This window comes from Siccibacter colletis, assembly GCF_025914095.1.
In the GTDB taxonomy this organism is placed as follows: Bacteria; Pseudomonadota; Gammaproteobacteria; order Enterobacterales; family Enterobacteriaceae; genus Siccibacter; species Siccibacter colletis.
On the sequence record NZ_CP074352.1, the window covers coordinates 2,233,635 to 2,255,796 of the forward strand.

Here is a 22,162-nt window from a genome sequence, read left to right on the forward strand (position 1 = left end):
AGCCTTAGTAGCGAATTTTCGGGTCGATAACGGCATACAGCACATCGACAATCGCGTTAAATACGATGGTCAGGGCACCTACCAGAATGGTGAGGCTCAGCACCAGGGAATAGTCACGGTTCAGCGCGCCGTTAACGAACAGCTGACCGATACCCGGCAGACCGTAGATGGTCTCGATGACCATCGAGCCGGTGATAATGCCGACAAACGCCGGGCCCATATAAGAGAGCACCGGTAACAGCGCCGGTTTCAGGGCGTGGCGCATGATGATGCGGCGCATCGGCAACCCTTTCGCGCGGGCGGTACGAATAAAGTTAGAGTGCAGCACTTCGATCATCGAGCCGCGGGTAATACGCGCGATGCTGGCGATATAGGCCAGTGAGAGCGCCACCATCGGCAGGATCATGTACTGGATCGCCCCGCCGTTCCAGCCGCCGCCCGGCAGCCACCTCAGCGTGATGGCGAAGATCATCACCAGCAACGGCGCGACCACGAAGCTGGGTATTACCACCCCGGTCATCGCAATCCCCATCACGGTGAAGTCCCATTTGCTGTTCTGGTTTAGCGCGGAGACAACGCCTGCGGTAACGCCAAGCACCACAGCGAGGAAGAACGCGGCGGCACCGAGCTTCGCGGAAACCGGGAAACTGGACGCGACCAGGTCGTTTACCGAATAATCTTTATATTTGAATGACGGTCCAAAATCACCGTGCGCCAGCTGTTTCAGGTAACTGAAGTACTGGGTCATGATCGGATCGTTTAAATGGTATTTGGCTTCGATGTTCGCCATCACTTCCGGCGGCAACGCACGTTCACCGGTGAACGGACTCCCGGGGGCGAGGCGCATCATGAAGAAGGAGATTGTTATAAGAATAAACAGCGTCGGAATCGCTTCCAGACAGCGACGTAAAATAAATTTCAACATTGCCCGTACCTTCTGGCGTGTGTCATATACGCAATATAAAAAGAGCCTGTGCCGTATGGCGTGAGGCTCCGGGACACAGCGGGGTAAAAGTGCTTACCCCGCGTATTGCCATTAATGTTTGATAATATACAAGTTTTTAACCGAGATATTATCCATCGGGTCTTTACCGGTATAACCACCCACCCACGGTTTCACCAGACGGGCGTTGACGTAGTAGTAAACCGGTACGATCGCAGAGTCTTTGTCCAGCTGCTCTTCCGCTTTCTGATACAGCGCGGTGCGCTCCGCTTCATCGGTCACTTTCAGCGTGTCGGAAACCAGCTTGTCGTAGGTTTCGCTCTTATAGTGCGCGGTGTTATTGGAGCTGTCGGACAGCAGCATGTTCAGGAAGGAGGTCGGCTCGTTGTAGTCCGCACACCAGCCGGCACGCGCCACGTCGAAGTTACCCTGATGACGGGTATCCAGGAAGGTTTTCCACTCCTGGTTTTCGAGCTTCACGTTCACGCCGAGGTTTTTCTTCCAGATAGAAGAGACGGCGATCGCCAGTTTCTTGTGCAGATCGGAAGTGTTATACAGCAGATCGAAGGTCAGCGGCTTATCAGCCGTGTAGCCCGCTTCCGCCAGCAGTTTTTTCGCTTCGGCGTTACGCTGTTCCTGGGTCATTTTGAACCAGGCCGGTTCAGTCAGTTTGGCACCGTCGGTGTATGGCGGGGTGAAGCTGTAAGCCGGCAGGTCGCCCTGGTTTTTCACCTTATTAACGATAATGTCACGGTCCAGACCCAGTTTCAGGGCAGCACGCACGCGCGGATCGTTAAATGGCGGCTTCTGGTTGTTAATTTCGTAATAGTAGGTGCACAGATACGGGTCTACGTGCACTTCCTGCGGGATCTCTTTTTTCAGCTTCTGGAACAGTTCAATCGGCATGTTGTTGTAGGTCATGTCGATTTCGCCGCTGCGGTAGCGGTTAACGTCAGTCACTTCAGAAGAGATCGGCAGATAGGTCACCTGGTTGATAACGGTTTTCGCGTTATCCCAGTAATTGGTGTTGCGCTCAAGCACGATACGCTCGTTCACCACCCAGCTTTTCAGCTTGTAGGCGCCGTTAGAAACGAGGTTTGCAGGCTGCGTCCACTTCTCACCGAATTTTTCCACCACGGCTTTAGGCACCGGGGACATGGAAGAGTGCACCAGCAGCTTGTAGAAATAAGGAACTGGCTCGCTCAGGGTGACTTCCAGCGTGTGGTCGTCAATGGCTTTTACGCCGAGTTCGGTAGCAGGTTTTTTACCCGCAATGATGTCATCGATATTCGCGATATGGCCGTACTGCAGATAGCTTTCGTACGGGGACGCGGTGTTTGGATCGGCCAGACGCTGCCAGCTGTAGACGAAGTCCTGGGCCGTTACCGGCTCGCCGTTAGACCATTTCGCATCTTTACGCAGCTGGAACGTCCAGACTTTAAAATCTTTGTTTTCCCATTTTTCAGCCACGCCCGCGCTCGGGTGACCGTCAACATCCGTGACCAGCAGGCCTTCAAACAGGTCGCGGTTGATGTTGGATTCAGGTACGCCTTCGATTTTATGCGGGTCGAGTGACTGAACTTCAGAGCCATTGTTACGAACCAGCGTTTGCTTTTCTGCCAGCTGAACGCCTGCCGGTACGTTAGCAGCCATTGCCACGTTACCCGCCATTAGCGCAGAAAAAACACCCGCTGCAACCAGACTTTTTTTTGTGATGATGGACATTGTGTTGATACTCCACTCATTATAATTACTGGCCTGAGCCAGCCTGTTTTTCCCGTGAGGGTCCTGTACAGCGCAGGAGCGATTCGCGTCTGCCAGGATTTATTGACTGCTGCTATCACCGACTTTATTTTTACTGGCCGCTCATCCGGCGACCTTGACGTCGATTCTTTGACGACCCTCCCCTGTTCTGAAGGTCGTTATCTGATGTATTAACCGCATGTGTTTAATGATTTCGCCGGGAAATCATTTTGCTTTTACGGGCGATTCATAGCGTTTTGTCTGGCCGGAAAGTATCAAAAGCATCTTTCCTGCGCCAATACATTTTGCAAATTTGTTAAGCGTTTCTCTTTTGGCGGGAAATGAGCCGCAACACTGGCGGGACAGACAAACATGAAGCGCTGGCAAATACATTACAAGTCAGAGACTTGTCCGTTTTTAGTGCCAGGCAGGACGACATGATATGCGCTGAGCTTGCTATCCACAAAAATTTAACAACTGGTCGTTTTTTAGCACATTCCTCTGCGGGAAGGTTGAAAGTACTAATATCATCTCAGTAATGTTGCAGCAAGCCCCACAGTCAGATGTTAAGAAAATAACAGACCGATCGCGTTAATTATGAACAGAACCACCATACGCTCATCGCTAACGTCATGAAATAAAATTAGATTATCAGAAATTCGGTTTTGTTATGCTTCAGACAATTTTCAGCAATGGTTATACGTTTTGCTGATAGTAATAAAAAAAGGAGCCATCAGGCTCCCGCTTTCATATGAAATGGCTCTAACTCACCAGACCGGGAAATATCGATTTGATTCCGGTCACAATAAACTCGATGCCCAGCGCCATCAACAGCAGGCCCATGATACGCGTAATAACGTTGATACCCGTCTGGCCGAGCCAGCGCACCAGCCAGGGCGCCATGCGGAATACGCCCCAGCAGCAGAGCGCGAACAGGGCAATGGCAATGGAAAACCCGAGCAGATGCGCCCAGCTGTGGTAGCGCGTGCCCCAGACAATCGTGGAGCTGATGGCACCCGGGCCAGCCATTAAAGGAAGCGCCAGGGGAACCACCCCGATGCTTTCGCGAATTGCGGTTTCTGATTTTTCCTGCTTGTTTTGCTTATCTTCCCCGAGTTTTCCGCTAATCATTGACATGGCGATGGTCACAACCAGTATCCCACCAGCAATGCGAAACGAGTCGATGGAAATGCCAAAGATCTGCAGGATCGCATCGCCTAAAAACAGCGAGGTCCAGAGAATAATTGCCACCGAGACGTTGGCCGTCAGGTTAGTTTTATTTCTCGCAGGAGGCGTCTGATAACTGGTCATACTGATAAACACCGGAATAATGCCTACCGGGTTAACCAGTGCGAAAAGGCCAATAAAGAATTTAAAATACACTGCAAAATCGAACAGCGAATGTGTCACGGGATAGCTCCGCAAATAAATAATGCACAGGCCGGCGTAATGTAATGTAAAAACCCCACTGACGCCATGCCATTTACCAGCACGGACTTCTGACAAAATCTAATCGTGCGGAATATTCCCCGCGTGTTAGATAATTGTTGTGTTTATGATAGTTTTAATTTTGCGCATTGTGACCACCTCTTTAATCAATTGAAACAAATTAACAAACTTCGGTGCTGAATGGTGTCAGCATCGATCTAAATTGATTTAGATCACAAAATGACTACTCAGATATGAGTAGAGTTGTGTTGCCGCCAGGGAGTAACCGCAGGCTCGGGTTGATGTTCAGGCAAGGCTCTTTTAGTAAATCAGCGGAATACATGCGCAAATTGTCATTTTTAACGTGCAATGTCGCTCACACGCCGGCTGTTTCATGGTGACTATACTGTCCGACTGAACGGCTGATTTACTAAAAGAGTTTAACATTATCAGGAGAGCATTATGGCTGTTACTAATGTCGCTGAACTTAACGCACTTGTAGAGCGTGTAAAAAAAGCCCAGCGTGAATATGCCAACTTCACCCAAGAACAGGTTGATAAAATCTTCCGCGCCGCCGCTCTGGCTGCCGCAGATGCTCGTATCCCTCTCGCTAAAATGGCCGTTGCCGAATCTGGCATGGGTATCGTCGAAGACAAAGTGATTAAAAACCACTTCGCCTCTGAATATATCTACAACGCCTATAAAGATGAGAAAACCTGTGGTGTGTTATCTGAAGATGACACCTTCGGCACTATCACCATCGCTGAACCAATCGGTATTATCTGCGGTATCGTTCCGACCACTAACCCAACGTCCACCGCCATCTTCAAATCACTGATTAGCCTGAAAACCCGCAACGCTATTATTTTCTCGCCGCATCCGCGTGCAAAAGATGCTACCAACAAAGCCGCTGATATCGTGCTGCAGGCAGCTATCGCCGCTGGTGCGCCGAAAGATCTGATCGGCTGGATCGATCAGCCTTCGGTTGAACTGTCTAACGCTCTGATGCATCACCCGGACATCAACCTCATCCTTGCCACTGGTGGCCCGGGCATGGTGAAAGCGGCCTATAGCTCCGGTAAACCCGCCATCGGTGTGGGCGCAGGTAACACCCCGGTCGTTATCGATGAAACCGCTGATATTAAGCGTGCTGTGGCGTCTATCCTGATGTCCAAAACCTTTGATAACGGTGTGATCTGTGCTTCTGAACAGTCAGTTATCGTGGTTGACTCCGTCTACGACGCCGTTCGCGAACGCTTCGCCAGCCATGGCGGCTATCTGCTGCAGGGTCATGAGCTGAAAGCGGTTCAGGATATCATCCTGAAAAATGGTGCGCTCAATGCCGGTATCGTAGGGCAGCCTGCGGCGAAAATTGCTGAGCTGGCCGGTTTCACCGTGCCATCCACCACCAAAATTCTCATTGGCGAAGTTAAACTGGTGGATGAGAGCGAGCCGTTTGCACACGAAAAACTCTCCCCTACTCTCGCTATGTATCGCGCCAAAGACTTTGACGATGCGGTAGAAAAAGCGGAGAAACTGGTGGCAATGGGCGGTATCGGCCACACATCCTGCCTCTACACTGACCAGGACAACCAGCCGGAGCGCGTCGCTTACTTTGGTCAGATGATGAAAACCGCGCGTATTCTCATCAATACGCCGGCGTCTCAGGGCGGTATCGGTGACCTGTATAACTTCAAGCTTGCGCCTTCTCTGACTCTGGGTTGTGGTTCATGGGGTGGTAACTCCATCTCTGAAAACGTTGGTCCGAAGCACTTGATCAACAAGAAAACCGTTGCTAAGCGAGCTGAGAACATGTTGTGGCATAAACTTCCGAAATCAATCTACTTCCGCCGCGGCTCGCTGCCGATTGCGCTGGATGAAGTGATTACTGATGGTCACAAACGCGCCATCGTCGTCACTGACCGCTTCCTGTTTAACAACGGCTATGCAGACCAGATTACCTCTGTGCTGAAAGCCGCTGGCGTCGAAACAGAAGTGTTCTTCGAAGTCGAAGCTGACCCAACCCTGAGCGTGGTGCGCAAAGGTGCCGAGCTGATGAACGCCTTTAAACCGGACGTGATCATCGCGCTGGGCGGTGGCTCCCCGATGGACGCCGCGAAAATCATGTGGGTCATGTACGAGCATCCGGAAACCCATTTCGAAGAGCTGGCGCTGCGCTTTATGGATATCCGTAAACGTATCTACAAGTTCCCGAAAATGGGCGTGAAAGCGAAAATGATCGCCGTTACCACCACCTCCGGTACCGGTTCAGAAGTCACCCCGTTTGCCGTGGTGACCGACGATGCAACCGGGCAAAAATATCCGCTGGCAGACTATGCGCTGACTCCGGATATGGCGGTAGTTGACGCAAATCTGGTGATGGACATGCCGAAATCGCTGTGCGCCTTCGGTGGTCTTGATGCAGTTACTCACGCTCTGGAAGCTTACGTATCGGTACTGGCCTCTGAATTCTCTGACGGTCAGGCTCTGCAGGCACTGAAACTGCTGAAAGAGAATCTGCCGGCGTCTTACCATGAAGGGTCTAAAAACCCGGTGGCGCGTGAGCGTGTTCACAGTGCAGCGACTATCGCCGGTATCGCGTTTGCTAACGCCTTCCTCGGTGTGTGTCACTCAATGGCGCATAAACTTGGCTCCCAGTTCCACATTCCTCACGGTCTGGCGAATGCCCTGCTTATCTCCAACGTGATTCGCTACAACGCTAACGATAACCCGACCAAACAGACTGCATTCAGCCAGTATGACCGTCCGCAGGCACGTCGTCGCTACGCTGAAATCGCAGACCACCTGGGTCTGAGCGCACCGGGCGATCGCACCGCAGCGAAAATCGAGAAGCTGCTGGCATGGCTGGAGAGCATCAAAGCTGAACTGGGTATTCCGAAGTCAATCCGTGAAGCAGGCGTGCAGGAAGCAGACTTCCTGGCCCACGTGGATAAACTTTCTGAGGATGCTTTCGATGACCAGTGCACCGGCGCTAACCCGCGTTATCCGCTGATTGCCGAGCTGAAACAGATCCTGCTCGACAGCTTCTATGGCCGTGAATTCACCGAAGGTGATACCCCGGCTAAACAGGAAGCGCTGCCAGTGGTAAAAGCAGACAAGAAAGCGAAAAAAATGGCATAACCGTAATGCCCGTAAAAAACCCGCCGGAAGGCGGGTTTTTTTATGGCTGGAACATGCCTGTACGTTACGCGTTAATCGCCTGTAGCGAGCCTTTGGCGAGCGCTTCTTTATAATGTTTACGACACACCGAGACATAGCGTTCATTCCCCCCTATAACCACCTGCTCGCCCTCAGCATAGGGTTTACCCGTCTGGTCAAGCCGCAGCACCATGCTTGCTTTACGGCCGCAGAAACACACGGTTTTTAATTCAACCAGCTTATCCGACCATGCCAGCAAATACTGGCTGCCACTAAACAGTTCCCCACGGAAGTCGGTACGTAGCCCATAGCACAATACCGGGATATCCAGCACATCCACCACTTCTGACAGTTCATGAACCTGCTGACGCGTCAGAAACTGGCTCTCATCCACCAGCACGCAATTAATGGGATTACGCTCGTGCTCACAACGAATATCCTCAAACAGCGCGGTATCCGTGTTAAAAAGGCTGGCGGGCGATGACAGCCCGATACGAGAACTTACTTTCCCCGCCCCAAACCTGTCGTCAATTTCCGCGGTGTAGACCAGGGTGCGCATACCCCGCTCCTGATAATTGTACGAAGACTGCAGCAACGCCGTGGATTTACCGGCATTCATTGCTGAGTAATAGAAATATAGTTGCGCCATTTACAGCGTCGCTCCTCGGATATTACGATGCGCGCGATTGTAGCATATACATTGTCATAAACAGCCGCTAATCCCGCGGCGCTGTCAGGGTTTTACGTTAAGCGAGGCCATAAAATATATAGCGCTGGCGCATTACCGGGCGTGCCGCCACGCGGGTTCCCCCGCCACCATTACCGGCGGCAGGCAAAGGGTCTGGTGCCAGTTTTATATAAAATGAAAGCACAGAATGCGTAAAATAATAATCACGCTCACACTTACTCAGGCGGATACAACGCGCTAATACTTAAGGTTGATATTTATCCATACTCACAATATTAGCGGGTCAGTGAGCGCCAGTCGCCAGCTGTTTCAGGATATGAATTTGCCTTGCGGAACGCCTTTTCGGTGTGACAGAGCGCGCTGAAATTAAGAAACGGCTATTTAAAAACGGGTCATTAATTCAGGTATTTTGAATTCCTTACATTCTCAGCTATTGCAGAACGTAAATTAAGACTCTATTATTAGCAGAACAAACCACCCCCAATATAAAGTTTGAGATTACTACAATGAGCGAAGCACTTAAAATTCTGAACAACATCCGTACTCTTCGTGCCCAGGCCAGAGAATGCACTCTCGAAACGCTTGAAGAAATGCTGGAAAAATTAGAAGTTGTTGTTAATGAGCGTCGCGAAGAAGAAAGCGCTGCTGCTGCGGAAATCGAAGAGCGTACTCGCAAACTTCAGCAATACCGTGAAATGCTGATTGCTGACGGCATCGATCCTAACGAACTGCTGAACAGCATGGGTGCAGCTAAAACCGGCGCTAAATCCAAACGCGCTGCTCGCCCGGCTAAATACAGCTACGTTGACGAGAATGGCGAAACTAAAACCTGGACCGGCCAGGGCCGTACTCCGGCTGTCATCAAGAAAGCCATGGATGAGCAGGGTAAACAGCTTGATGATTTCCTGATCAACGAGTAATGCTCAGGCGTTAATTCGTTAACCAAAATCCCGCTCCGGCGGGATTTTTTGTTTCTGTGGTACACCATGTTATAGCCCCTGCTCAGTTCCCCCCCGCGTTAAGGTTAATTTTTGCACACCATTGTGCGGGCGCATCAGATGATTTCGCTGCGTTACGATAAATAAACTATATAAAATTAATGTCGGACACCGCACATTTTCGTTATAGCTCTCAGCTGTTGTTATCTCGTATGAAATTTTAGCTGGTGATAATTCTGCCAGCCTTAGCAGGTTTATTTTGTACAGATGTGGATACAGCCTTGTGAGAGCTGACTGGCAGCAGGCAGCTCTCGTAAGAAATGGAACATCAGCGACAGAGTACTGGCAAAGAAAAAGGGGCAGAAAGCCAGTACGCTTTCTGCCCCTTATTTAAGGGATCAATCAGGCAATATTGAGGGATGCCCCACGGCCAATACCGTAATAGGTGAAGCCGCGTTTACGCAATCTTTCCGGATCGAACAGGTTACGTCCGTCGAAAATTACCGGCTCTCTGAGAACGTTTTTGATGATATCGAAATCAGGCGCTTTAAAGCTCTGCCACTCGGTGCAAATAACCAGCGCATCTGCGCCCTGCATGGCGGCTTCTTTGGTACCCATCAGACGTAAATCAGTGCGGTGACCATAAATACGCTGCGCCTCATCCATCGCTTCCGGATCGTAGGCCTGCACGGAGGCGCCGCGTTTCCACAGTTCTTCCATCAGCACGCGACTGGAAGCTTCACGCATATCATCGGTATTGGGTTTAAATGACAGCCCCCAAAGTGCGAAGGTTTTGCCGTTTAAATCCTCACCGAAATGACGGCGAATGAAATCAGGCAGCTTCATTTTCTGATCGTCGTTGACGTCTTCCACCGCTTTGAGCAGACGCGGCACATAGCCGATATGCTCTGCGGTACGGATCAACGCCTGCACGTCTTTCGGGAAGCACGAGCCGCCATAGCCGCAACCGGGATAGATGAAGCTGTAGCCGATGCGGGAGTCGGAGCCGATGCCCTGACGCACCTTCTCAACATCCGCGCCCAGACGCTCTGCAAGGTTAGCGATTTCATTCATAAAGCTGATTTTGGTCGCCAGCATGCAGTTGGCCGCATATTTGGTCAGCTCTGCGCTGCGGATATCCATCAGGATCATACGGTCGTGATTGCGGTTAAACGGCTCATACAGCTCGCGCAGCAGATCGACCACATCCTCGTTATCAGTACCGACGACAATGCGCTCAGGGCGCATACAGTCGGCCACCGCCGCACCTTCTTTAAGGAATTCCGGGTTGGAAACCACATCGAAGTTCAGCTCCACGCCGCGTTGCTTAAGCGCTTCCAGCATCACGCCGCGCACTTTATCTGCGGTGCCCACCGGTACCGTCGATTTGTCGATAACGACTTTATGCGAAGTCATGTATTTCGCAATGGTCTGCGCCACGGCGACAACATATTTAAGATCGGCGGAACCATCTTCATCCGGCGGTGTGCCAACGGCGATAAACTGCATCACGCCGTGATTAACCCCTTCTTCCGGATTGGTACTGAAATGCAATCGACCCTCTTCATAGTTTTTCTTCACTAAGGGAGTCAGACCAGGTTCATAGATAGGGATGATCCCCTGCTTCAGGTTCTCTACTTTAGCCTCGTCCACGTCGATGCACATTACGTCATGCCCGACTTCCGCAAGCACGGCTGCCTGCACCAGACCTACGTAGCCAATACCAAACACGGTTACTTTCATTGCTTTATCCTGCGATAAATGAGATTACTTTTTGTCGCCTACAGTCTCGTTGAGCCAGGCAGTGAATTCTGCGCCCAGAGTTTTGTGACGAACGCCGTATTCAACAAATGCCTGCATGTAGCCCAGCTTGTTACCGCAGTCGTGGCTCTTGCCTTTCATGTGGTAAGCCTCAACAGTCTCTTTATCCATCAGCATTGCGATGGAGTCAGTCAGCTGGATCTCGTCACCGGCTCCCGGAGGGGTTTTGGCCAGCAGAGGCCAGATATCAGCGCCGAGAACGTAACGGCCTACGACAGCCAGATTGGACGGCGCTACATCGGCTTTAGGTTTCTCAACGATACCGACCATCGGCACGCTGTCTCCTGCTTTCAGCTCCACGCCTTTGCAGTCAACCACGCCGTATGCGGTCACGTCTTCTACAGGCTCAACCATGATCTGGCTGTTGCCAGTCTCATCGAAGCGCTTGATCATCTCGGCAAGGTTGTCCTGAGAGAGGTCAGATTCAAACTCATCAAGGATAACGTCAGGCAGGATCACCGCGACCGGCTCGTCACCCACAACCGGGTGGGCACACATCACCGCGTGACCGAGGCCTTTCGCCAGCCCCTGACGCACCTGCATGATGGTCACGTGCGGCGGGCAAATAGACTGAACTTCTTCGAGCAGCTGACGCTTCACGCGTTTTTCCAGCATGGCTTCCAGTTCGAAGCTGGTATCGAAGTGGTTTTCAATGGAGTTTTTTGAAGAGTGGGTAACCAGAACAATTTCGGTAATGCCGGCAGCGATACACTCGTTAACAACATATTGAATTAACGGTTTATCAACCAGTGGCAGCATTTCTTTCGGGATCGCCTTAGTAGCAGGCAACATCCGGGTTCCTAATCCCGCGACAGGGATTACTGCTTTTTTCACTTTCGAATTAATGGCAGCCATGTAAATTCTCCTGGACCTTTCAAGTTTTACACTTGTACGTCAATTAAAAACGCGTTCGAGTATATCAGGTTAGAAATTAAATCCGCGCCCGAATACCCGCCGCAGCGGCAATTTAGGACTAATACGAATAAAGCTGACGAGATATTACCACCGGCTCAGACAGCCCGGAAAAGCTATCTGAGATCCCCGGTTCAAATGCTCATTCCGCAGACAGCATCAGGCGCAGACGCCCGCCAGCGCCCCAGATCTGGCACTGCCAGGAGTCGCTGCGCTGGCTGATTTGGTTTAAGTAAGTATTTCCTAATGTTCCAAGAGGAACACCGTTACTTAACTGAATTTGATGCTCACCGGTATTGAGGGTGGCGTTAAGGCCTGCGGAAACTAATATCAGATTTTTTAACCCGCTATGGTAATAACCAACCAGCAGCGGAAATTGCCCCGGTAAATTTGCCTGGCGCAACAGTTGGTTAACCTGCTTAAGTAAATTACCCAACTCCGGTAAGCGCTGACGCTGGCGTGAAAGCTGCTCCTGTAATAACCCGTTAAATAAAGCGCGCAATAATAAAGCAGCCAGTACGCCATTATCTCCGGCGCGGGTTACATCAAGACAATAAAAGGCTAAATCCTGGTCAGAGAGCGGTGCGATATCCAGCACCAGGCCAGGCTCATCGGCAGCCACCAGCTGGCGATAGTTAATACGACAGCTGGACATCACCTGCTGAACCGGCGGCTGCAGCTCCTGCAACAGCTTTGCCGCGGCGCTCGGGTTGGCGACCAGCGCATCCCAGTCCTGAAACAGCTGGTCCTCTTCTTCAACCCGGGAATTAAACATCGTTGGATAGAGGCAGGCGAACACGGTTTCCCGCAGGCGGGTAAAATCTTTCACGGGTTTAAGCAGCACATCCTGCACCCCGAGACGCAGTGCTTTAGCGATATCCGACATATTATCGGTGCCGGAAATCACCAGAATCGGCGTCTGGTTACCCTCATTCCGAACCTGTTCAACCAGCTTCAGGCCGTTCATACGCGGCATCTCAAGATCGCAGATCATCAGATCCGGTATCCACTCCGCCAGTCTTTCAAGCGCTTCTACGCCATCGAATGCAAGCTGGGTAGTCGCACCCAATGACGTTAACCATGAATCCAGCAGTGAGCGGAAAACGGGCTCGTCCTCAACGATCAATATCTGTTTTCCGGTCAATGGTTGCGTCATTTTCTCTCCCCTGACGTGCGTTATCTCAATAGTGGCATGCTATAGCCGGTAACGCCTGTCAGAATTGGCTGATGTATGGCAAAAAACGGGTGCAAAACCGAGCGATCGCACCAAAAGCTTACTGTTATCGTCGATAGTAACAAAGAAATCTCATTTTTTCAGGGTGTTAACATGATGTTTTACAATAAGCGAAGCGGTAAAACAAAATGATGCGCCCTGACGCGAATAATGCGCCTCACTGCTTTCCTTGTTCATACCCGGAGCCGACCGGTTGGGCGGCGATGTGGCATGGCATCAGTGATGGCGCTCGGTTAACATAAGCGTCTCACATGCATTTGCGCATTTAAAAACATCCTGAGGAGACCGTCGTGTCGCAACCCTGTCCCTGTGGCAGCGCACTGGAGTATAGCTTATGTTGCGGGCCTTACCTGGCCTTTGACCGCATCCCGGCTACCCCTGCGCTGCTGATGCGCTCCCGTTACTGCGCTTTTGCAATGAAAAACGCCGATTATCTGGTGGCTACCTGGCACCCATCCTGCCACGCTGAAACGTTCAAAGCTGACATCGCGGCGGGTTTTGCCGCAACCCACTGGCTTGGCCTGACGGTTTATGAGGAAGCTGACGGCAACACGCCTGATGAAGGATTCGTCAGCTTTGTTGCACGTTTTCAGGAAAACGGCAAAAGTGGTGCTATTATCGAGCGCTCGCGTTTTCTGCGTGACGGCACCCGCTGGTACTATATCGACGGAACGCGTCCGCAGTCTGGACGTAACGATCCCTGCCCCTGCGGCTCCGGGAAAAAATTCAAAAAGTGTTGCGGCCAGTAACCGGCTTCAGCAACACGCTCATTGCAAACACTGTTCAACAGGATCTGCCCCGAGATGCAATCTCTTCAACGTAAAGTTCTGCGTACCATCTGCCCTGACCAGAAAGGGCTTATCGCACGCATCACCAATATCTGTTACAAGCACGAGCTCAACATCGTGCAGAACAATGAATTCGTCGATCATCGCACCGGGCGCTTTTTCATGCGTACCGAGCTGGAAGGCATTTTTAACGACGCCACGCTGCTTGCCGATCTCGACAGCGCGCTGCCGGAAGGTTCGGTACGTGAGCTCAACCCGGCCGGACGTCGTCGCGTGGTTATTCTGGTGACCAAAGAGGCGCACTGCCTTGGCGATCTGCTGATGAAAGCGAACTACGGCGGGCTGGATGTGGAGATCGCGGCCGTGATCGGCAACCACGACACGCTGCGCACGCTGGTGGAGCGCTTCGACATTCCGTTCCAGCTGGTAAGCCATGAAGGGCATACCCGCGAAGAGCATGACGCGTTAATGGCACAGGCGATTGAAAGCTACGATCCGGATTACGTGGTACTGGCCAAATACATGCGCGTACTCACGCCGTCGTTTGTGGCGCGTTTCCCGAACAAGATCATCAATATTCACCACTCGTTCCTGCCGGCCTTTATCGGCGCGCGTCCTTATCATCAGGCCTATGAGCGCGGCGTGAAAATCATCGGCGCTACGGCACACTACGTGAATGATAATCTGGATGAAGGCCCGATCATCATGCAGGACGTGATTCACGTTGATCATACTTATACCGCGGAAGACATGATGCGTGCCGGACGTGACGTTGAGAAAAACGTTTTAAGCCGTGCGCTGTATCAGGTGCTGGCGCAACGCGTCTTCGTCTACGGTAACAGAACGATTGTTCTTTAAACTTTTTGGGAATCTGTTGCTTAGCTTTCCGGCGTTACGGGTAAAAAGTACGCAAACAACATAGATTCCCTTAAGGAATGCTTTACAGCGGCGCTTCATTTGATATGATGCGCCCCGCTTCCCACAAGGAAGCAGGCCAATAGCAACATGCATTGCCCCGTGGTGGGGTTCCCGAGCGGCCAAAGGGAGCAGACTGTAAATCTGCCGTCATCGACTTCGAAGGTTCGAATCCTTCCCCCACCACCATTATTGACCACAGCGATGTGGTAAACCTGATAGTCAGACGTGAGGTTTGCACTGTCGGGAAGGGTGAGAACCTTCGTTAAGGTTCGACTTGAGCGAAAGCGAAAGTATATTGCCGAAGGCAATGGCCCGAAGGGTGAGGAGCGAAGCGACGAATAATCCTTCCCCCACCACCATCTTCATGCCTCCGCAGTGAATCGGCGCAAGCCACTACAATATGAATACCCCTGGTGGGGTTCCCGAGCGGCCAAAGGGAGCAGACTGTAAATCTGCCGTCATCGACTTCGAAGGTTCGAATCCTTCCCCCACCACCATCTTCTGAATGACCCACTCATACAATATTACGAACCGATGCGCCACAATTCTCCGTACAGGGGAAGGATGAGAAGCTTCGATTAAGGTTCGATTCGAGCGTAGCGAGAACGCGTTGCCGCAGGCAACGACCCGAAGGGCGAGTCGCACCGCGGCGAGTTATCCTTCCCCCACCACCATCTTCTGAATGACTCACTCACACAAAATCACCAACCGATGCGCCATGATTCAACGTAGGGCGGGTAAGCCTGCGCACCCGCCGCGTTCAAAGCACCGCGTATTACCTACACGCTTACACCCATAAAAAAACCCGGCCAGAGCCGGGTTTTGTCGCCGTACCCGCGCCGTTAACGGCGGGCGCGTACTACCTGATATTTACGGGTGAAATACTCCACCGGCGCGCTCCAGACGTGCACCAGACGGGTGAACGGGAACACCAGGAACAGCGTCATGCCCAGCACGAGGTGCATGCGGAAGATAAACGCCACGCCGTCCAGATGCTCAGCAGCACCGCCGCGGAAGGTCACCACCGACTGCGCCCAGCCCACCAGCTTCATCATCTCCGAACCGTCCATGTGCTGCGCCGAGAACGGAATGGTGATCAGTCCCAGGGTGCACTGCGTCATCAGCAGCACCAGGATAAGAATATCCGCCCCGGTAGAGGTAGCGCGTATGCGCGGATTAAGCAGACGACGTTTGAGCAGCAGCAGCCCGCCCACCAGCGTCATGGCACCAAACACCCCACCGGCAATCATTGCCAGCTTTTGTTTCATCGCAATCGGCAGAAACGCTTCGTACATCCAGTGCGGGGTTAACATCCCGAACAGGTGGCCGAAGAAAATCCCGAGGATACCAAAGTGAAACAGGTTGGAAGCCATGTTCATGCCCTTGCGATCGAGCATCTGGCTTGAACCCGCGCGCCAGGTGTACTGGCCATAGTCATAACGCAGCCAGCTGCCGACCAGGAACACGGTGCCGGCGATGTAGGGATAGATCCCGAAGAAAAACGTATTCAGAAAGTCCATCACTGATGCCCTCCCGTTGGAATAGTAAGATATTGCGGCGCGACGGCACCGGCAAAACGACGCTGATGGTTACCGATGGCGTTATCGCCACACCCCTGCTCGGCGTAGAACTTCACCTGCTCCTCTTCCCACACCGCATCCAGCGCCTGCGGCGTATCGTCGCGGGCTTCGTTCGCGATCTTCTCCGCGACCTGTTGGCTGTCCACGGCGGTCTCGCACAGCCCCAGCAGCAGCTCAAACAGTACTGCATACGCGCTTTCACGCTGGTTGAGGCGTGCCGCGAGCAGCGCCAGGATCGGCGCGACGTCCTGCAGACCGGCAATCGCCTCCTGATGCGGCAGCTGGGCCAGGTACTCCAGATAGAGTGGCAGGTGATCCGGCAGTTCGCGGCTGTCGAGCATCAGCCCGGCGCGCTCATACTGCGAGAGCAGATCGACCATCGCCTGACCGCGATCGCGGGATTCGCCGTGCACGTGCTCGAATAACAGCATGGAGGTGGCGCGGCCACGGTCGAACAGTTCACCGTAGCTGGCCTGGGCGTCCAGCAGATCCTGCTGCGTCAGATCGCGAATAAATACGCCAAGCTGATGTGCCTGCTTCAGCGACAGATGCTCTGCCTGCGCGAGGGCTTCAAACAGCTCGCCCTGATGCTGCCACAGGGCAGCATCCGGATACTCCAGCAGGCGGGAGATAATCAACAGTTCAGTCATGGGCGGGGCTCCGTTTTCACCGTCACGTCAATAGCATCGATGCGGCGGCTGTTGAACAGGTTGAACTTGCCGTCTGAACCATGGCAGCCGTCACCGAAGCTGAAACCGCAGCCGTTGCGTTCCGGGAACGCATCCGCAGCCAGTTCGCGATGGCTGGACGGCACCACGAAACGATCTTCGTAGTTGGCGATAGCCAGGTAACGGTACATCTCCTGCGCCTGTGCTTCGCTCAGGCCGACTTCTTCCAGCGCGCGCAGATCGTTGACGCCGTCCACGGTTTCCGCACGTTTGTAGTGGCGCATTGCCAGCATACGTTTCAGCGCCAGCAGCACCGGGGCAGTGTCACCCGCGGTCAGCAGGTTAGCCAGATACTGCACCGGAATACGCAGGCTTTCGACGTCCGGCAGGATCCCGTTGCGACCCAGCTCGCCTGCATCGGCAGCCGACTGGATCGGTGACAGCGGCGGCACGTACCAGACCATCGGCAGGGTGCGGTATTCAGGATGCAGCGGCAGAGCAAGCTTCCAGTCCATCGCCAGTTTCCACACCGGCGACTGCTGTGCGGCGTCGATCACGCTCTGCGGTACGCCATCTTTCAGCGCCTGTTCGATCACTGCCGGATCGTTCGGGTCGAGGAACACGTCCAGCTGGCGCTGATAGAGATCTTTCTCGCTCTCGGTGCTGGCAGCGTTCTCAATCGCGTCCGCGTCGTACAGCAACACGCCGAGGTAGCGAATACGTCCAACGCAGGTCTCAGAACACACGGTTGGCATCCCGGCTTCGATACGCGGGTAGCAGAAAATGCACTTCTCAGATTTACCGCTCTTCCAGTTGAAGTAGATTTTTTTGTACGGGCAACCGGTAATGCACATGCGCCAGCCGCGGCATTTGTCCTGATCGATCAGTACGATGCCATCTTCTTCACGCTTGTAGATGGCACCGCTCGGGCAGGTAGCCACGCATGCCGGGTTGAGACAGTGCTCACACAGGCGCGGCAGGTACATCATGAAGGTGTTTTCAAACTGGCCGTACATCGCCTTCTGCATATTGTCGAAGTTTTTATCGTGACCGCGTTTTTCAAACTCGCCGCCGAGGATCTCTTCCCAGTTCGGGCCGGTCTCGATTTTCTTCATGCGCTGACCGGTGATCAGCGAGCGCGGACGCGCAATCGGCTGATGTTTGCCTTCCGGCGCGTTGTGCAGATGCTGATAGTCGTAGTCAAACGGCTCGTAGTAGTCATCGATGCCCGGCAGATGCGGGTTAGCGAAGATTTTACCGAGCAGCATCGCCCGGCCACCCATGCGCGGCTGCAGTTTGCCATTGATTTTACGGATCCAGCCGCCCTTCCATTTCTCCTGGTTCTCCCAGTCGTTGGGGAAGCCGACGCCGGGTTTACTTTCCACGTTATTGAACCACGCGTACTCCATCCCTTCCCGGCTGGTCCACACGTTTTTACAGGTGACTGAGCAGGTGTGGCAGCCGATGCACTTGTCCAGATTCAGCACCATGCCGACTTGTGAACGAATTTTCATTTTGCGCTCTCCTGTACCTGGTCATTGCCTTCGCCATCTAACCAGTCGATATTTTTCATCTTACGTACCACGACGAATTCATCGCGGTTGGACCCGACGGTGCCGTAGTAGTTGAAGCCGTAGGCCTGATGGGCGTAGCCACCGATCATATGGGTCGGTTTCGGGCTGATGCGGGTCACCGAGTTGTGGATCCCGCCGCGCTGGCCGGTGATTTCCGAACCCGGAATATTCACGATGCGTTCCTGAGCGTGATACATCATGGTCATCCCCGCCGGCACGCGCTGGCTGACCACCGCACGGGCTGTGAGCGCGCCATTGGCGTTGAACGCTTCGATCCAGTCGTTATCCTCAATCCCCAGCTCTTTGGCATCCACTTCACTCATCCAGACAATCGGACCGCCGCGCGACAGGGTCAGCATCAGCAGGTTATCGCTGTAGGTGGAGTGAATGCCCCATTTCTGGTGCGGCGTCAGGAAGTTCAGCGCCTTCTCCGGATTGCCGTTCGATTTCTGGCCCATCACCGCTTTAACGGAACGGGTATCAATCGGCGGACGGTACACCAGCAGACTTTCGCCGAAGTCACGCATCCACGGGTGATCCTGATAAATCTGCTGACGGCCGGTCAGGGTGCGCCACGGGATCAGCTCGTGGACGTTGGTGTAACCCGCGTTATAGGAAACGTGCTCATCCTCGAGGCCAGACCAGGTCGGGCTGGAGATGATTTTGCGCGGCTGTGCCTGAATATCGCGGAAGCGGATTTTCTCTTCCTCTTTATTCGTCGCCAGATGGGTATGGTCGCGCCCGGTAAATTCGCTCAGCGCCGCCCATGCTTTCACCGCCACATGCCCGTTGGTTTCCGGCGCGAGGGTGAGGATCATTTCCGCCGCATCGATAGCTGTATTGAGCATCGGCTGGCCTTTGGCCGGACCTTCTGCCTTGGTGTAATTGAGCTTGCGCAGCAGATCCATCTCGGTCTGGGTATTCCAGGCGATGCCCTTGCCCCCGTTGCCGATCTTATCCAGCAGCGGACCGATAGAGGTGAAGCGCTCGTAAGTCGCCGGGTAATCACGTTCCACCACCATAATGTGCGGCGCGGTTTTGCCCGGGATCAGGTCGCATTCGCCTTTTTTCCAGTCTTTCACATCCAGCGGCTGAGCCAGTTCGGCCGCCGAGTCGTGCTGAATCGGCAGGGTCACCACGTCAGTTTCTGTCCCCAGGTGCCCGACGCACACCTCGGAGAATTTCTTCGCGATGCCCTTGTAGATTTCCCAGTCGCTTTTTGATTCCCAAGCCGGGTCTACCGCGGCGGAAAGCGGATGAATAAACGGATGCATATCCGAGGTATTCATGTCGTCTTTCTCATACCAGGTGGCGGTCGGCAGCACGATATCGGAATAGAGACAGGTGCTGGAGAGACGGAAGTCGAGGGTCACGACCAGGTCGAGCTTCCCGTCGAGGCCGTTATCCTGCCATTCAATCTCTTCGGGCTTCACGCCGCCCTGCTGACCCAGATCCTTGCCCTGAATACCATTCTCGGTGCCGAGCAGGTATTTGAGCATGTACTCATGCCCTTTCCCGGAGGAACCAAGCAGGTTGGAGCGCCAGACAAACAGATTACGCGGATGGTTCTTACCGTTTTCCGGCTCTTCTGCCGCGAAACGGATCTCTCCGGACTTCAGCGCCTTGACGGTGTAATCCACCGGATTCATCCCGGCGGCATCGGCCGCAGCCTTGATGCGCAGCGGGTTGGTGCCCAACTGCGGCGCCGACGGCAGCCAGCCCATACGTTCAGCGCGCACGTTGAAGTCAATGAGGTGACCGGTATAGCGCGATTTATCCGCCAGCGGGGAGAGCAGTTCTTGTGCAGTCAGGGATTCATAGCGCCACTGGCTGGAGTGGTTGTAGAAGAAAGAAGTGCTGTTCATGTGGCGCGGCGGACGGCTCCAGTCGAGGCCGAACGCCAGCGGCTGCCAGCCGGTCTGCGGACGCAGTTTTTCCTGGCCCACATAGTGTGCCCAGCCGCCGCCGCTCTGGCCGACGCAACCGCAGAACACCAGCATGTTGATAAGCCCACGGTAGTTCATGTCCATGTGGAACCAGTGGTTCATACCGGCACCGACGATGATCATCGAACGGCCATGGGTTTTATCGGCGTTATCCGCAAATTCACGCGCGGTACGAATAATCTGCGTGCGCGGCACACCGGTGATCTGCTCGGCCCAGGCCGGAGTATAGGCTTTCACTTCGTCATAGCTGGATGCCGCGTTGGCATCCCCCAGCCCGCGCTCAAGACCGTAGTTCGCCAGCGTCAGATCGTAGACCGTGGTCACCAGCGCGGTTTCGCCATTTGCCAGCTGCAGGCGCTTCGCCGGCAGCTTATGCACCAGCACGTTGTCGAGCGCCACGTTGGTGAAGTGCTCGGTGCCGTCGCCGCCGAAGTACGGGAAGCCGACATCGGCGATTTCATCATGGCTGCCGAGCAGGCTCAGGCGCAGTTCGGCTTCTTCACCGCTGGTGCCGTTACGCTGCTCCAGGTTCCACTTGCCCTTCTCGCCCCAGCGGAAGCCAATTGAACCGTTCGGAGCAACCAGCTCGCCGCTGCGGTTATCGCAAGCGATGGTTTTCCACTCGGGATTGTTCTCCTGGCCCAGCGCATCCACCAGATCCGAGGCGCGCAGCATGCGGCCTGCCGCGTACATGCCGTCGCGCTCTTCGAGCATCACCAGCATCGGCATGTCGGTGTAGCGGCGAACGTAATCAGTGAAGTACTGGCTCGGGTTGTCGAGGTGGAATTCGCGCAGCATGACGTGGCCCATCGCCAGCGCCATCGCGCTGTCGGTACCCTGCTTCGGTGCCAGCCAGAGGTCGCACAGCTTGGCGATTTCCGCGTAGTCCGGGGTAACCGCCACGGTTTTGGTGCCTTTGTAGCGTACTTCGGTAAAGAAGTGCGCATCCGGGGTACGGGTCTGCGGAACGTTTGAGCCCCAGGCAATGATGTAACTGGAGTTGTACCAGTCCGCGGATTCCGGGACGTCGGTCTGCTCGCCCCAGGTCATCGGTGAGGCCGGCGGCAGGTCGCAGTACCAGTCGTAGAAGCTCAGGCAGGTGCCGCCGATGAGCGACAGATAACGCGCCCCGGAAGCATAGGACACCATCGACATCGCCGGGATCGGCGAGAAGCCAGCGATACGGTCCGGGCCGTAGGTTTTCGCGGTATAGACGTTAGACGCCGCGATCAGCTCGTTCACTTCCTGCCACGAAGAACGGACAAAGCCGCCGCGACCGCGGGCCTGCTTGAAGCTTTTCGCTTTATCGCTGTCTTCGATAATGGAAGCCCAGGCATCAACCGGATCGCTGTGGCGGGTTTTCGCTTCGCGCCAGAGTTTAATCAGGCGTTTACGCATCAGCGGATATTTCAGGCGGTTAGCGCTGTAGAGATACCAGGAGTAGCTGGCACCGCGTGGACAGCCGCGTGGCTCATGGTTAGGCATATCCGGCCGGGTGCGCGGATAGTCAGTCTGTTGGGTTTCCCAGGTGACCAGACCGTTTTTGACGTAAATTTTCCAGCTACAGGAGCCGGTGCAGTTTACGCCGTGGGTGGAGCGCACGATTTTGTCGTGCTGCCAGCGCTGGCGGTAACCCTCCTCCCAGTCGCGGTTGGTGTTTAATAACTGGCCGTGCCCCTCGGCAAAGGTTTCGCCCTTCTGCTTGAAGTAGCGGAACCGGTCCAGAAATTTGCTCATCAGCGTTTCTCCTGTATGGAGCCTTCAGGCTCTTCTGGTAAATCGACATTGCTGGAATTGACGGCAAAGTAGCCCTTACGGCAGG

15 protein-coding genes, 2 tRNA genes and 2 other RNA genes are annotated in these 22,162 nt (G+C 54.0%); 8 read left to right on the forward strand and 11 right to left on the reverse strand.

Going from position 1 to position 22,162, the window contains the following annotated elements:
- Window positions 1-4: 4 nt before the first annotated feature.
- From oppB to KFZ77_RS10845, 3 genes are all read right to left on the reverse strand, one after another.
- Window positions 5-925: an oligopeptide ABC transporter permease OppB gene (gene oppB, locus KFZ77_RS10835; protein ID WP_264384182.1), complete on the reverse strand. Its 921-nt coding sequence runs from the start codon at window positions 923-925 to the stop codon at window positions 5-7.
- Window positions 926-1,036: 111 nt separating this feature from the next.
- Window positions 1,037-2,668, reverse strand: a complete 1,632-nt coding sequence (gene oppA / locus KFZ77_RS10840) for an oligopeptide ABC transporter substrate-binding protein OppA (protein ID WP_264384183.1) — start codon at window positions 2,666-2,668, stop codon at window positions 1,037-1,039.
- A 780-nt stretch (window positions 2,669-3,448) separates the two neighbouring features.
- Window positions 3,449-4,096 (reverse strand): YchE family NAAT transporter, encoded by a 648-nt coding sequence (locus KFZ77_RS10845; RefSeq protein WP_031524033.1) that lies wholly within the window; start codon window positions 4,094-4,096, stop codon window positions 3,449-3,451.
- 480 nt (window positions 4,097-4,576) lie between these two features.
- Here KFZ77_RS10845 and adhE point away from each other — a divergent pair, with 480 nt between their 5' ends.
- The gene (adhE, locus tag KFZ77_RS10850; protein ID WP_264384184.1) at window positions 4,577-7,255 is read left to right on the forward strand and encodes a bifunctional acetaldehyde-CoA/alcohol dehydrogenase; all 2,679 of its coding nucleotides are present in this window, start codon (window positions 4,577-4,579) and stop codon (window positions 7,253-7,255) included.
- Between the two features lie 64 nt (window positions 7,256-7,319).
- Here adhE and tdk read toward each other — a convergent pair whose 3' ends face one another.
- Window positions 7,320-7,922, reverse strand: a complete 603-nt coding sequence (tdk, locus tag KFZ77_RS10855; protein WP_264384185.1) for a thymidine kinase — start codon at window positions 7,920-7,922, stop codon at window positions 7,320-7,322.
- Window positions 7,923-8,467: 545 nt separating this feature from the next.
- Here tdk and hns point away from each other — a divergent pair.
- Entirely contained in the window at window positions 8,468-8,881 is a 414-nt protein-coding gene (gene hns, locus KFZ77_RS10860; protein ID WP_031523647.1) for a histone-like nucleoid-structuring protein H-NS, read from the forward strand.
- 420 nt (window positions 8,882-9,301) lie between these two features.
- Here hns and KFZ77_RS10865 read toward each other — a convergent pair whose 3' ends face one another.
- The 3 genes from KFZ77_RS10865 to rssB form a co-directional block, all read right to left on the reverse strand.
- Entirely contained in the window at window positions 9,302-10,642 is a 1,341-nt protein-coding gene (locus tag KFZ77_RS10865) for a UDP-glucose dehydrogenase family protein (RefSeq protein WP_031523645.1), read from the reverse strand.
- A gap of 24 nt (window positions 10,643-10,666) precedes the next feature.
- Window positions 10,667-11,575, reverse strand: coding sequence for a UTP--glucose-1-phosphate uridylyltransferase GalU (gene galU / locus KFZ77_RS10870; RefSeq protein WP_031523643.1), 909 nt, complete (start codon window positions 11,573-11,575; stop codon window positions 10,667-10,669).
- Between the two features lie 199 nt (window positions 11,576-11,774).
- Window positions 11,775-12,788, reverse strand: a complete 1,014-nt coding sequence (gene rssB, locus KFZ77_RS10875; protein WP_031523641.1) for a two-component system response regulator RssB — start codon at window positions 12,786-12,788, stop codon at window positions 11,775-11,777.
- 368 nt (window positions 12,789-13,156) lie between these two features.
- Between rssB and KFZ77_RS10880 the strand changes: the two genes are divergently transcribed.
- The 6 genes from KFZ77_RS10880 (at window position 13,157) to KFZ77_RS10905 (ending at window position 15,246) form a co-directional block, all read left to right on the forward strand.
- Entirely contained in the window at window positions 13,157-13,615 is a 459-nt protein-coding gene (locus KFZ77_RS10880; RefSeq protein ID WP_264384186.1) for a YchJ family protein, read from the forward strand.
- 54 nt (window positions 13,616-13,669) lie between these two features.
- Complete coding sequence (gene purU / locus KFZ77_RS10885; RefSeq protein WP_031523638.1) at window positions 13,670-14,512, forward strand: formyltetrahydrofolate deformylase; 843 nt, start codon at window positions 13,670-13,672, stop codon at window positions 14,510-14,512.
- Window positions 14,513-14,673: 161 nt separating this feature from the next.
- Window positions 14,674-14,758: transfer RNA gene (locus KFZ77_RS10890), tRNA-Tyr, on the forward strand.
- 42 nt (window positions 14,759-14,800) lie between these two features.
- Window positions 14,801-14,931, forward strand: a non-coding RNA gene (locus KFZ77_RS10895) — RtT sRNA.
- 53 nt (window positions 14,932-14,984) lie between these two features.
- Window positions 14,985-15,069: transfer RNA gene (locus KFZ77_RS10900), tRNA-Tyr, on the forward strand.
- A gap of 46 nt (window positions 15,070-15,115) precedes the next feature.
- Window positions 15,116-15,246: non-coding RNA, RtT sRNA (locus KFZ77_RS10905), on the forward strand.
- Window positions 15,247-15,414: 168 nt separating this feature from the next.
- On the opposite strand, the gene narI is transcribed toward KFZ77_RS10905, so the two are convergent.
- The 4 genes from narI to KFZ77_RS10925 are packed head-to-tail and all read right to left on the reverse strand — an operon-like array spanning window position 15,415 to window position 22,077.
- A complete protein-coding gene (gene narI, locus KFZ77_RS10910) occupies window positions 15,415-16,092 on the reverse strand; it encodes a respiratory nitrate reductase subunit gamma (protein WP_031523636.1) in 678 nt (225 codons plus the stop codon).
- Entirely contained in the window at window positions 16,092-16,802 is a 711-nt protein-coding gene (narJ, locus tag KFZ77_RS10915) for a nitrate reductase molybdenum cofactor assembly chaperone (protein ID WP_264384187.1), read from the reverse strand. Before narJ ends, narI begins: the two co-directional genes overlap by 1 nt.
- Window positions 16,799-18,334 carry a nitrate reductase subunit beta gene (narH, locus tag KFZ77_RS10920; protein WP_031523633.1) on the reverse strand — a complete coding sequence of 512 codons (1,536 nt, stop codon included), beginning with the start codon at window positions 18,332-18,334 and terminating at the stop codon, window positions 16,799-16,801. The genes narJ and narH overlap by 4 nt, the downstream gene beginning before the upstream one ends.
- Window positions 18,331-22,077, reverse strand: a complete 3,747-nt coding sequence (locus KFZ77_RS10925; protein WP_031523631.1) for a nitrate reductase subunit alpha — start codon at window positions 22,075-22,077, stop codon at window positions 18,331-18,333. Before KFZ77_RS10925 ends, narH begins: the two co-directional genes overlap by 4 nt.
- Window positions 22,078-22,162: the final 85 nt, after the last annotated feature.

Bases quoted from the DNA above. Each gene is read 5' to 3' on its own strand.
- oppB (WP_264384182.1), bottom strand. From the start codon at position 925: ATGTTGAAATTTATTTTACGTCGCTGTCTGGAAGCGATTCCGACGCTG.
- oppA (WP_264384183.1), bottom strand. From the start codon at position 2,668: ATGTCCATCATCACAAAAAAAAGTCTGGTTGCAGCGGGTGTTTTTTCT.
- adhE (WP_264384184.1), top strand. From the start codon at position 4,577: ATGGCTGTTACTAATGTCGCTGAACTTAACGCACTTGTAGAGCGTGTA.
- tdk (WP_264384185.1), bottom strand. From the start codon at position 7,922: ATGGCGCAACTATATTTCTATTACTCAGCAATGAATGCCGGTAAATCC.
- hns (WP_031523647.1), top strand. From the start codon at position 8,468: ATGAGCGAAGCACTTAAAATTCTGAACAACATCCGTACTCTTCGTGCC.
- KFZ77_RS10865 (WP_031523645.1), bottom strand. From the start codon at position 10,642: ATGAAAGTAACCGTGTTTGGTATTGGCTACGTAGGTCTGGTGCAGGCA.
- galU (WP_031523643.1), bottom strand. From the start codon at position 11,575: ATGGCTGCCATTAATTCGAAAGTGAAAAAAGCAGTAATCCCTGTCGCG.
- rssB (WP_031523641.1), bottom strand. From the start codon at position 12,788: ATGACGCAACCATTGACCGGAAAACAGATATTGATCGTTGAGGACGAG.
- purU (WP_031523638.1), top strand. From the start codon at position 13,670: ATGCAATCTCTTCAACGTAAAGTTCTGCGTACCATCTGCCCTGACCAG.
- narI (WP_031523636.1), bottom strand. From the start codon at position 16,092: ATGGACTTTCTGAATACGTTTTTCTTCGGGATCTATCCCTACATCGCC.
- narJ (WP_264384187.1), bottom strand. From the start codon at position 16,802: ATGACTGAACTGTTGATTATCTCCCGCCTGCTGGAGTATCCGGATGCT.
- narH (WP_031523633.1), bottom strand. From the start codon at position 18,334: ATGAAAATTCGTTCACAAGTCGGCATGGTGCTGAATCTGGACAAGTGC.
- KFZ77_RS10925 (WP_031523631.1), bottom strand. From the start codon at position 22,077: ATGAGCAAATTTCTGGACCGGTTCCGCTACTTCAAGCAGAAGGGCGAA.